The organism is Neisseriales bacterium (genome assembly GCA_016699915.1).
GTDB lineage: Bacteria > Pseudomonadota > Gammaproteobacteria > Burkholderiales > Q3-R57-64 > Q3-R57-64.
The window spans coordinates 583,877-596,334 of sequence record CP064990.1; the positions used below are offsets into that span (position 1 = coordinate 583,877).

The 12,458-nt window shown below is 40.2% G+C and carries 10 protein-coding genes and 1 tRNA gene; 7 read left to right on the forward strand and 4 right to left on the reverse strand.

Annotation, left to right across the window (positions count from 1 at the left end):
* Positions 1-26 precede the first annotated feature (26 nt).
* Together hscA and fdx are read left to right on the forward strand one after the other, a co-directional pair.
* Positions 27-1,901 carry a Fe-S protein assembly chaperone HscA gene (hscA, locus tag IPK86_02775; protein ID QQS16371.1) on the forward strand — a complete coding sequence of 625 codons (1,875 nt, stop codon included), beginning with the start codon at positions 27-29 and terminating at the stop codon, positions 1,899-1,901.
* Positions 1,898-2,236, forward strand: a complete 339-nt coding sequence (gene fdx, locus IPK86_02780) for an ISC system 2Fe-2S type ferredoxin (GenBank protein QQS16372.1) — start codon at positions 1,898-1,900, stop codon at positions 2,234-2,236. Before hscA ends, fdx begins: the two co-directional genes overlap by 4 nt.
* Positions 2,237-2,305: 69 nt before the next feature.
* Here fdx and IPK86_02785 read toward each other — a convergent pair.
* The 3 genes from IPK86_02785 to IPK86_02795 all read right to left on the reverse strand — a co-directional run bounded on the left by IPK86_02785 (position 2,306) and on the right by IPK86_02795 (position 4,302).
* Positions 2,306-2,395: transfer RNA gene (locus IPK86_02785), tRNA-Ser, on the reverse strand.
* A 175-nt stretch (positions 2,396-2,570) separates the two neighbouring features.
* The gene (locus tag IPK86_02790; protein QQS17057.1) at positions 2,571-3,347 is read right to left on the reverse strand and encodes a ferredoxin--NADP reductase; all 777 of its coding nucleotides are present in this window, start codon (positions 3,345-3,347) and stop codon (positions 2,571-2,573) included.
* A 40-nt stretch (positions 3,348-3,387) separates the two neighbouring features.
* A complete protein-coding gene (locus IPK86_02795) occupies positions 3,388-4,302 on the reverse strand; it encodes a mechanosensitive ion channel family protein (protein QQS16373.1) in 915 nt (304 codons plus the stop codon).
* A gap of 179 nt (positions 4,303-4,481) precedes the next feature.
* On the opposite strand from IPK86_02795, the gene proC reads away from it, so the two are divergent.
* From proC to IPK86_02810, 3 genes are all read left to right on the forward strand, one after another.
* A complete protein-coding gene (gene proC / locus IPK86_02800; GenBank protein QQS16374.1) occupies positions 4,482-5,288 on the forward strand; it encodes a pyrroline-5-carboxylate reductase in 807 nt (268 codons plus the stop codon).
* A gap of 81 nt (positions 5,289-5,369) precedes the next feature.
* Complete coding sequence (locus tag IPK86_02805; GenBank protein QQS16375.1) at positions 5,370-6,119, forward strand: class I SAM-dependent methyltransferase; 750 nt, start codon at positions 5,370-5,372, stop codon at positions 6,117-6,119.
* A gap of 67 nt (positions 6,120-6,186) precedes the next feature.
* Complete coding sequence (locus IPK86_02810) at positions 6,187-7,701, forward strand: amino acid permease (protein QQS16376.1); 1,515 nt, start codon at positions 6,187-6,189, stop codon at positions 7,699-7,701.
* A gap of 3 nt (positions 7,702-7,704) precedes the next feature.
* On the opposite strand, the gene pmbA is transcribed toward IPK86_02810, so the two are convergent.
* Complete coding sequence (gene pmbA / locus IPK86_02815; protein QQS16377.1) at positions 7,705-9,048, reverse strand: metalloprotease PmbA; 1,344 nt, start codon at positions 9,046-9,048, stop codon at positions 7,705-7,707.
* Positions 9,049-9,212: 164 nt separating this feature from the next.
* Between pmbA and guaA the strand changes: the two genes are divergently transcribed.
* Both guaA and IPK86_02825 read left to right on the forward strand, forming a co-directional pair.
* Positions 9,213-10,805: a glutamine-hydrolyzing GMP synthase gene (guaA, locus tag IPK86_02820; protein QQS16378.1), complete on the forward strand. Its 1,593-nt coding sequence runs from the start codon at positions 9,213-9,215 to the stop codon at positions 10,803-10,805.
* Positions 10,806-10,886: 81 nt separating this feature from the next.
* Entirely contained in the window at positions 10,887-11,867 is a 981-nt protein-coding gene (locus IPK86_02825) for a Fic family protein (GenBank protein QQS16379.1), read from the forward strand.
* The last annotated feature ends 591 nt before the right edge of the window (positions 11,868-12,458 follow it).

Genomic DNA, 12,458 nt, shown 5'->3' on the forward strand with positions numbered 1-12,458 from the left:
ATGATCAATTACCCGAACTCTTAATCGTGCCACTTGTACATCTTACAGAACCCGAAACATCTCGTACAAATCTAAAGCGTTATGCGGTAGGTATTGATTTGGGCACAACCCATTCGCTTGTTGCGATCACTCAAGATGGTCTAGCAACCTGTTTACCCGATGAAAATGGCCAAGTATTATTGCCTTCTGTAGTTCATTATTTAGAAGACGGCTCCTACGAAGTAGGTTACGATGCCCTGCAACAACAAGCAACAGATCCTGGTCATACCATTACCTCTATCAAACGCATGATGGGAAGAGGAATTGGCGACTTAACGGATACAGATTTATTGCCTTACCATTTTACGGATGAGGCAGGTAAGCTTAAAATTTTGATGCATTCATATGCTAAAAGCCCTATCGAAATATCTGCAGCAATATTAAATACATTGCGAAAAAGAGCCGAAAAAGCATTGGGTCATTCGTTATATGGCGCAGTGATTACGGTACCAGCTTATTTTGATGAAACGCAACGGCAAGCTACAAAAGACGCTGCTAAACTTGCTGGCATACCACTTTTACGTCTTTTAAATGAACCCACTGCAGCAGCTATTGCCTATGGATTAGATAACCAAAGTAAGGGAATATTTTTAGTATATGACTTAGGGGGTGGGACATTTGATGTATCCATTTTACGTTTATCAGATAGTATATTTGAAGTGATTGCCACAAGTGGCGACGCATTACTTGGTGGCGATGATTTTGACCAACGTATTTACTGCTGGATATTAGAACAAGCAGGTCTATCCCAACTGCCAACAATAGATACTAGCGCACTCTTAAGTCAGGCTAGAAAAGCTAAAGAAATTTTATCGCAAAGCAATAAAGCCGTTATCCAGACACAATTATCAACTGGCCAACATATTCAACTGACGCTAAACGCTCATATTTTTGCCAAAATTACCCAAACCCTTGTGAATAAAACATTACATATTGTTGACCAAACCTTAGGTGATGCAAAACTTTCAATTCAGGAAGTAGATGGCGTAATTATGGTAGGTGGTGCAACTTATATGCCAACCATTCAAAAAGCGATGCGTAACTATTATCAACGACCTTTATTAACCAATCTGAATCCAGAAAAGATTGTTGCATTAGGAGCCGCGCAACAAGCTCATGTTTTAGCAGGTAATCGCCATAGGGACTGGCTGCTTTTAGATGTTATTCCGCTTTCTTTGGGTATTGAAACTATGGGAGAGCTTGTTGAAAAAATCATCCCACGCAATAGCACTCTTCCCATTGCAAAATCTCAGGAATTTACAACATATCAAGATGGGCAAACCGCCATGATGATTCATGTACTCCAGGGAGAAAGGGAGTTAGTAGCGGATTGTCGATCATTAGCACGTTTTACGCTACGCAATATTCCACCCATGGCAGCCGGAGTAGCACGTATTCGCGTCACCTTCCAAGTCAATATGGATGGTTTGTTATCGGTCAGCGCCGAAGAACTGACGACACATATTATAGCCAGTATTGAAGTGAAACCAACTTATGGTTTATCTGAAGCTGATATTCAACATATGCTAGAAACATCCCTTGATCATTTACATGAAGATATCCATGCTCGAAGATTGCAAGAATCAAAATTAAATGCCCAAATATTGCTCAAAGAGACCAAAAAAGCTCTTGAAGAAGATGCGGATTTATTAACTGATCAAGCACATACTGATATTAGCTTAGCAATCGCCGAACTACAAACTCAACTTCATCACGCAAAAGAGGCTGCCAAAATCAATGAAGCGCAAGCTGAGCTCATTAAAGCAACTGATGATTTTGCGGCTCTACGGATGAACCGTAGTATTCAATCGGCCTTGAAGGGACAACATATCAACACTTTACCAATAAAGGATAATTCATGACACAAATTATGATACTTCCTCACCCTGATATCTGCCCAACTGGTACAACAATTGAAGTAACAAAAGGTGTTTCTATCTGTAAGAATTTACTTAACCACAATATTTTGATTGAACACGCCTGTGAAATGTCCTGTGCTTGTGCAACCTGTCATGTTATTGTCAGGGCAGGTTTTGAATCGCTCAAACCTGCTGAAGAAGAAGAAGAAGATCTATTGGATAAAGCATGGGGGTTGGAAAATCATTCTCGTTTATCTTGCCAAGCAATCGTCAACGAGGAAGACCTTGTCATCGAAATACCGCTTTATAGCATCAACCACGCTAAAGAAAATAATTAATACATGTTTATGCTTACCCAAAATTAGGCAGCCGATCGCTGTTTGTACATTTGCACCAAAAAAAATAGATGGCGGAGACGGTGAGATTCGAACTCACGGAGAGCTTGCGCCCTCGTCAGTTTTCAAGACTGATCCATTCAACCGCTCTGGCACGTCTCCATCTTTCCAAGGTAATTAGCGCTGGATGACTTTATTTCTTTTTAAGATATACAAAAAGAAATAAAACGGAAAATAGCAGCCTGTGTTCCAGTATACACAATATTCTTTCCTAAAAAAAATACTCATTTAATTCAGCGATAGTGCCTGATTGGATGCAATGAAATAATGGTAGCGTTTATTTTTCCACAAAGGCTCGTTCAATTACATAATCACGTTGATCCCCAATCTTCATTGATGCCTCCATACCTAATTGGTCCAATATGGTTGTACAATCTTTTAATACTTCTTGGCTACCACATATCATGGCTCGATCCTGTTTTGGATCAATGGGTGGCAACTGAATATCTTTAAATAATTGACCGCTTGTCATGAGTATCGAAAGTCTACCCTGGTGATGAAAGGACTCACGGGTTACGGTTGGATAATAAATCAGCTGGTTACGAACCATATCACCTAAATATTCATGCTGCGGTAATTCTTCTGTAATCAATTTTTCATAAGCCAATTCACTTTTATAGCGTACGCCATGCGTTAAGATAATTTTATCAAAACGCTCATATGTTTCAGGATCTTTAATGATGCTTAAAAAAGGAGCGAGTCCTGTTCCGGTTGACAATAAATATAAATTTCGCCCTGGTCGCAAATCAGAAATCACTAAAGTTCCTGTTGGTTTTTTGCTCACTATAATCTGATCGTCAACTTTTAAATGTTGAAGACGCGACGTTAGGGGTCCATCTGGTACTTTGATGCTATAAAACTCTAAAAATTCTTCATAGTTAGCACTGACAATACTGTAAGCACGCATAATAGAATGCCCTTCAATGGGCAAACCAATCATAATGAATTGACCATTTTCAAAACGCAAAGCCGGGTCGCGTGTTGTTGTAAAACTGAATAGTGTACTATTCCAGTGATGAATACTTAACACCTTTTCAAGAAACATATTTTGCAAAGTCATGATGAATCACTTTTTTTAAAAAAGTAGGCTGAAATTAGCTCACCTCGTTCGTTGATGGCAAGGTATGGCTCTTCTGATTTTGATCATAAATAGCCGTCATAAAATGACGCAAAATCTCCTGCTCAATAGCATAAAGACGATTAACGGGCACCACAATACGCAAAACACATTTATAGTGCTGCGCATCAACCGGAAAAATCGCAACATTCGGTTTTGCTGAAGGGATACCCAAAAAACGCCTTTTTTCATCATGACTGATATGGCGATAAGCGTCTGTAAAAAAAGGAGCGCAAATATCTTTAGCAAGATTCGTTAAAGTAGTACTGACATGCTCGGCACTAATCGTATTGCTGATGGGAATCGTAATAGAGTGGACAATATATTGCCCCATGGTATACCCTCTTACAAGCGGATACTCAAGCAATATACTATGTGGTAGACTGACGATGCGACCGGAATGCTGATTAACAAAAGAGTCAGGCCCGATCTCCATGATCGTGGTAGACAACATGGTAATATCAATAACAATACCCCGGTAGGGTCCCGTTTCGCGATATGGGCCCACTTCAATTAAATCACCCAGCGAATAACTGTTGACCGCGGCTCTAAAAAATGACCCAAGCAAGCACATAATTAATTCTTTTGTTGCGATCGCAAAGGCTGCTGCAACAGCAACTAAGGAAAGCGCAAAAGCTGCTAAAGCTCTTGACCAAATGACAATTACGCCAATTAAGGTCAATAAGATAATGCAGTTTCGTAAATTCACAGACCAGTAGCGCTTATCATTTATACTCATATTCTTGTTTAAAGAAAGAGCATGTACAACCAAAGCACGAACGAAGAGTAATAGTAAAATCAATAAAATAGACTTAACCACGCGACTTGCCGAGCCGCTAATGGCCATGTGAAACCAATAATCTAACTTGTCCCAATCAAAAAATTGACGCATCGCTCTGATAACTTCAATGATATTAAAATAGTGAGAACATTAACGCTAAAAACAACATTTATGCTGGACATTGTAGCAAAATTGTAAATGCTCGGCACAAATGCATTGCATAATACGCTTTATGCCACAATGTGAAGAACAAAACCATTTCAATTAACAGAAGATATGAAATAAAAAATATGCTTAAAATTGGATTTATTGGCGTTGGAAATATGACCCGCGCAATGATTGCTGGTATTCGCCTTACCCAGCCAACTTGGCAGCTATCGGGTTTTGATCGGCATCCTGAAAAGTTAACATTAATGGAAAAGCAATATGCTTTGATGGCTACTTCAACACTTGAAGCACTTGTTAATACAAGCGATTACTTAGTGGTTGCTGTCAAACCATCAGCATATGCAGCAATACTGAAAACTCTGAAAACTTACCTAAAACCCCAACAAGTTATCATTACTGTTGCAGCTGGCTATCCAATTGATCGCACGCAAAACGATTTAGGTGATCACGCAAAAATTGTTCGAGCAATGCCTAACACACCTGCATCCATAGGTTCTGCTATGAGTGCAATAGCCTTTAATACCCACATCACTGAAGCAGAGGCGGCACAAAGCCGTGCTATTTTTGAGAGCTTTGGCAAAGTAATTCAATTAGATGAAAAATATTTTGATATATTTTCAGCAGTCAGCGGCTCATTGCCAGCTTATATATGCTTGATTCTAGAAGCTTTATCCGATGCAGCAGTATACCATGGTTTACCCAGAGAACAAAGCTACGAAATCATTAGCCAAGCCATCCAAGGTTCAGCCAAATGGATACAAGATAGCCAAGAACATCCAGCTATCCTCAAAGATCAAGTTTGCTCTCCGGGTGGCACCACCATCGCGGCCATCACCGCTCTTGAAAAAGGCTGCTTACGTAACACGTTGATAAATGCAATTGATGCTTGTATGGATCGCACAAGAACATTGCAAAAACCTTCAACTTAAACCAGAGTTCATCATTAAAAAAAACTTAGGTCATTGATTTTAAGGAGTTTTACTATCACGAAATACGCTAAAGAAAATTCAATGAAGACTCAACAAGTACTTGGCAGGCATTCTGCTCCCTTTATATCCGATAATAGATTGCCTGATTGCCGAGCAATGAGCAGGTTTTATCAGTGGATCTATGACAACCCAAAGCAAGCTCGTCGATTGGATCGTATTTGGATTATAAAACTCCTGCTTTTTTTTCAAGACCAGCGTCTAATATGCTGGTACTTAAACCAAATTGAACAAGGATCCAAAGTTTGGCAAGTTGCTAATGTATATGGTGATTTAATTTGCCAAGTTGCCCGTAAAATTGGCCAAAAAGGTATTTTCCATTTAACAGATATCTCAGCAACACAAATCCGCCGTAGCAAAAATAAATTGAACAAATATCCTTGGTCTAGCACAATGCATACCGATGCCACTCAATTCTCAGGTAATCCCCCTTATGATTTAATTTGTAGCTTCTTTCTATTGCACGAAATACCCGATCAAAAAAAACAAGAGCTGATTGATAACATGCTCAATAAATTATCAGCAGACGGCAAAGCTATTTTCATTGATTACCATAAACCAGCATTATGGCATCCGGTTCGTTATATTTTGATGTGTATTAATCGGTTTTTAGAGCCCTTTTCCTATGCGCTGTGGCAACATGAAATTAAAGATTTTGCAAGTTGTGCTGACGCTTTTACCTGGACAAAGCACACGATGTTTGGCGGGGTTTATCAATGCGTCGTCGCTCAACCTATTTACCATCATATAGAAAAATTGGTTTCGAACCATTAACGCTGTTCAATCTACATGAAGCTCAGCGACGAACGGGTAGTTGACTAGCTAACCATATAATGGTAGGATGTCGGTTCTACCCAGTTCATGTAATACTCTTGTCTTTAAAATTGCAGAGGTTCACGATATTTCTCGCGCACCAAAATTAAAACGCCTACTGAAAACTAGGCATTTATCAATGGTTGCAATTGGCGGTGCAATCGGTACGGGGCTATTTGTCGCCTCTGGTGCAACCGTCGCTCAAGCAGGTCCCGGTAGCGCAATCATTGTCTACGCATTAGTAGGCATAATGGTCTATTTTTTAATGACCAGTCTTGGAGAATTGACAACCTATACCCCTCTTTCCGGTTCATTTGCTAGCTTTGGGTCACGTTATGTTGATGAAGGGTTTGGTTTTGCGATCGGCTGGAATTATTGGTACAACTGGGCCATTACTGTTGCAGTTGACTTAGCTGCAGCACAGTTAGTCATGAAATATTGGTTACCCAATACACCGGGTGTCTTATGGAGTGTTTTATTTTTAGTCATTATTTTTTTACTCAACTATATTTCAGTTAGGGGCTTTGGGGAAGGAGAATTCGTTTTTTCTTCCATCAAAATCATTGTCGTCACGCTCTTTTTAATAACTGGCCTAAGTATGGTAGTTGGGGTTTTGTTAGACAGTAATCCATCCACTGGATGGCAAAATTTAACAACTGCTGAAGCACCTTTTGTAGGTGGGATACCTGCCATGTTGAGTATTGCAATGGTTGCCGCGTTCTCATTTCAAGGCACGGAGCTCATTGGAGTGGCAGCTGGTGAATCCGATAACCCATCTAAGAGTATCCCACAAGCTATCCGGAAGATTTTCTGGCGAATTTTGCTATTCTATATCCTCGCTATTTTTATTATCAGTATCCTAATCCCCTATACAGATCCCAATCTACTAAGAAATGAAGCAACAGATATTGCTATTAGCCCTTTTACTCTAGTACTCAAAAGGGCAGGATTAGCTAGTGCAGCAGCCGTGATGAATGCTGTGGTATTAACCTCTGTTTTGTCTGCTGGAAATTCGGGTATGTACGCTGCGACCCGTACGTTATATGCTCTTGCAACAGAAGGTAAAGCACCGCGTATTTTCGCAAAACTTTCTGCTAATGGTATTCCGCAAAACGCCCTTTACGCAACAACGATTGTTGCACTACTTTGCTCGTTAACTATGCTTTTCCCAGAAAAAACAGTATACGTTTGGCTACTTAATCTTTCTGCTATGACGGGTATCATTATGTGGCTAGGTATTGCAATTTGTCACTACCGCTTTCGTAAAGGCTTTTTACTGCAAGGTCACGCTTTGAACACATTGCCTTATCGCGCAAAATGGTTTCCATTCGGCTCCATTTTCGCCTTGTTATGCTGTTTTTTAATCATACTCGGTCAAAGTCTGCAGAGCATTTTATCAGGTCAAATAAACTGGCTATCCTTTCTCGGGGCTTATGTCAGCATTCCCCTATTTTTAATCACTTGGTTGGTTTATCGTGTCGTTCGTAAAGTTCATATCGTCTCTTACCAGGCAATGGATTTTACACGCCCTACCAATCGGTAGACATTAATTTTTGCCAGCAATTGTCATGGATTCAATCAATATAGAGCCTACTCTTTTTGAGCCCCATATCACAGCATCATCCGCAACGGCCACAATATGTCCAAACATTTCTTTTAGATTGCTAGCAATCGTAATTTCTTCAATCGGATAAGCAATCTGACCGTTTTCCACCCAAAACCCAGCTGCGCCTTGTGAATAATCACCTGTGACAATATTCACGCCATCCCCCATCAGTTCTGTAACCAAAATACCCTGTTCCATCACTTTCAATAAGTCGGTTTGTGTAGCATGGCTATGTTGCAAAATCAAATTATGAGCACCTCCCGCATTACCAGTGCTTGTCATATTAAGTCGACGAGCAGAATAACTATCTAATAGATAGCTTACGACACAACCTTTTTCAATCAAAAAACGCCTTTTAACTGCTACACCCTCCGCATCAAACGGACAGCTTCCCAAACCACGCGGGATAAACGGATCCTCAACCAAATTAATCCAAGTTGGCAGCAGTGTTTTACCTAGGCTATCTAACAAAAAACTGGATCGTCGATACAGTTTATCGCCAGTTAAACCCTCTATCAGATGCGCAATGAGGCTCGAAGCAACAGGAGAGTCAAATAAAACAGGATACTGGCCTGTTTTGATTTGCCTGGCACCAAGCCGTTTAATTGTACGATGAGCTGCTGCATGACCCACTTGATCAGCCGCCATTAATTCGTGGGCATCGCATGCAACACTCATCCAATAATCCGATTGCATCACCCCTTTTTGTTCGGCGATGAAAGAGGCAGCAATACGGTGTTGACTCGTCGGGTATCCTGCACAAAACTCTAAACTATTAGCATATATGAATTGCTGCGCCTGCGTTGTAACTGTCACTCCATCTGAATTTACAATAAGATTGCTAACATCACGACCAGATTGCTCACATCGCTTAGCAAGTTTAATGGCTTCATCGTGAGTTATAAACCAAGGATGATACAAATCTAAATCTATAACCGATTGACACAGCATGGTAGGTTCTGCGAGACCAGAAAAATCATCTGATGCAGTCAAACGAGCAATATCTAGTGCTGCTTGTACTGTTCGATCCAATGCTTGGGGAGTAAAATCGGAACTGCTGGCTTGGCCACGTTTTTTATCAAAATAAACATTAATCGTTATACTTTTATCTTGATGATATTCAAGTGTTTCAATGTCACCCAAACGAACACTGACTGTCCAGCCATTACCTTCACTGATTTCTGCTTCACAAGCTGTAGCGCCACCTTTCAAAGCTTTGGCAATCAATTGCTTGACTAGATCAATTAATTCGGCTTGGCTAAAATGAAACGAATGGTTTACCATGTGCACTTGTTAAATAATGTGGCAATCAATATACACTGCTTTTGATATACTCTGTTGATGCATCATACGCAGTTTAGTAAAAACCATAAAGCATGGGGCAATATTCTGCTGACTGGATTTTCGCTAAGTCATGTAATGATGCTAAGTTCATAACTTGTTTATTCATGATATGCAAAGCGAAAAAGGGTTATTGTACCGTGGACAAGATATTGATTCTTGATTTTGGTTCTCAAGTCACGCAGCTTATTGCGCGCCGCGTGCGAGAAGCTCATGTTTACTGTGAAATTTACCCTTTTGACACGCCAATTCAAGTCATTAGCTATTTTAAACCTCGAGGACTTATTTTATCAGGTAGCCCAAGCTCCGTATACGATGAAATAGGATACCAAGCAGATCCAGCTCTGTTAAATATGAAGATACCCGTACTAGGTATCTGTTATGGTATGCAATGGATGGCTAAGATATTAGGTGGATCAGTAGCCTCTAGTGCCATACGAGAATTTGGATCCGCTGATATTGAGGTATGTCAGTCTTCAAAACTACTAGATGGTCTGACAGATCATTCAGCTGATGCTGCTGCTTCTTTATTGACCGTTTGGATGAGCCACGGGGATAAAGTTACCGTTGTACCGCCAAATTTTACTGTTATTGCTAAGAATCCACACTGTCCAATTGCTGCAATAGCTGATGAAAAACGTCAATATTATGGACTCCAATTCCATCCAGAAGTCACCCATACACTCAAAGGTAGGGTAATTTTAGAGCGCTTTGTGCAAGATATTTGCGGCTGCCAACCAACCTGGTATATGCCCAACTACATTGAAGAAGCCATCTTGAATATTCGTCAACAAGTCGGCAAGGAATCCGTACTTTTAGGGTTATCTGGTGGTGTGGATTCTGCCGTTGCAGCTGCATTAATTCATCGAGCAATCGGTCAGCAATTAACCTGCGTCTTGGTTGATCATGGCTTATTAAGAAGGGATGAAGCCGATCAAGTTATGAAAATGTTGCAAACACATTTAGGAGTCAATATTATCCATGTCAAGGCAGAAAAACAATTTTTAGATGACCTAAGTGGTATCACAGATCCGGAGATTAAGCGAGCAATCATTGGGAAAGATTTTGTCAAAATTTTTCAAAATGAAGCTAAGAAAATAACTGGTGTTGCCTGGTTAGCACAAGGTACGATTTATCCTGATATTATTGAATCAGGTGCTGCGAAAACTGGTAAATCAACTGTGATTAAAAGTCATCATAATGTAGGTGGTCTACCCGATATTTTACAGTTGAAGTTACTTGAACCCCTACGAAACTTATTTAAAGATGAAGTTCGAGAGCTCGGCCTTGCATTAGGTTTAACCCATCAGATCGTTTATCGCCATCCTTTTCCAGGCCCTGGACTTGGTGTACGCATTCTTGGAGAAGTTAAAAAAAGATACTGTGAACTCTTGCGTCAGGCCGATGCCATTTTTATGGACGAGCTTCTAAAAGCAGGCTGGTATGATAAAGTTAGCCAAGCTTTTGCGGTATTTTTACCCATTAAATCGGTCGGTGTAATGGGCGATGATCGAACTTATGAATATGTTATTGCGCTGCGCGCAGTTAAAACAACGGATTTTATGACAGCCGACTGGGCAGAACTACCCTACGAGCTATTAAATATAGTATCGCGACGTATCATCAATGAAGTAAGTGGAGTCAATAGAGTCGTATACGATATATCGAGCAAACCGCCAGCTACAATAGAGTGGGAATGATTTACATAAATGTGAGTTACTCGTACCATGTTTGCTTGATTTAACTTGAAAAGTATTACGTAATACTTTATACTTCATCGTATGAATTACGATAAATTGACCCAAAAAAAACAGCAACTTGATCGCTTCAAACCCTTGCCGCATGAGCTTGTCCATAATCTAGACAATTGGTTTAAGATTGAGCTCACCTATACAAGCAACGCTATCGAAGGCAATACACTTACTCGCCTGGAAACAGCGGTCATTCTTGAGAAGAATTTGACTGTTGGCGGAAAAAGTCTAAAAGAACATGTTGAAGCAACCAACCACGCGAAGGCACTTGACTTTGTCCGCTTGCTCGCTCAAAAAAAACCTGCGCAATTGACAAACAATGACATTTTGGCCATTCACCATATCATCCTCAAAGGACTTGATGATGAAAACTCTGGACGTTATCGCAGCGCTGCCGTCCGTATTGCAGGATCGACTGTTGTGTTACCCAATCCACTTAAAGTGCCCTTTCTGATGGATCATTTTCAAATTTGGTTAACCAGTCAACAAGATTTACATCCTGTTGCTTTTGCGGGGGAAGCCCATTATCGTCTGGTGAGAATTCACCCTTTCGTAGATGGTAATGGACGTACCGCGCGCTTACTGATGAATCTATTGCTCATGATGACAGGCTATCCACCTGCTATTATCCGTAAAAGTGACCGATTGCTTTATATCGGTGCACTTGAAAAAGCGCAGCTTGGTGGATCCAAAGCGCCTTACGAACAAATCATCGCTCGTGCCACGATGCGCTCGTTGAATATTTATCTCCAAGCAATACAAGGTAAATCAGCCATGTTAGATAACACTAACACGGATGACCTGCTCAAAATCGGTGAACTGGCAAAATTGGCTGGCGAAGCGGTATCAACCATCCGCTATTGGACACATGAAGGTTTGTTGGACGTTGCAACCATGACGCCATCTGGTTACCAAATGTACGCTATAAATATGGTTGAGCGTTGTCAACAAATTCAAAAACTAAAAAGCGGACGCTTCACGCTTGCTGAAATCAAGCAGCAGTTGCCATAAAGGCAGCTTTGGATCAATTAACCATCCGTTTAGCATGCTACTGATACACCTCACCACACTACAGGTTGATTATCATTTACTAAACTTTACCCAGGACACTTTGCTGGGTAAGATAGTACACTTTTTTCATCAATCCAGGCTTCCACCTACTTTTGATGTAAAAAATTTTTATTAAAAAATAATTTTTTGTAGCTATTCCCTAATTTTGCTTTTACAACTTCATTGCTTTCTGTATTCACATAAAAACCAACAAAACGCTGCATCATGCAATGAAGTTATCGATTATTTAAGCAGCTAAGCCATTTGTGTAAATTCGATTTAAAGGTATATAAAACCTGTAACATCTTGCGATGTCTATCGAGATCTCCGCCAAACGAAATAGCTACTGTCGTATGTGGCTTGATCTCAATTGGTTGGCTATGAAGCCTAGGCTGGTAAAATGATAAGAGGATATAAAAATATGCTCTGGCTGTTTAAACTACATCGATTTTTCAAAATAACCTTAATGATCCATCCATATGATGTTATATGGTATAGGCCAGTGTTTTTGTTTATATGTATATAACCATCTGATTATTATTAAATTTTTTT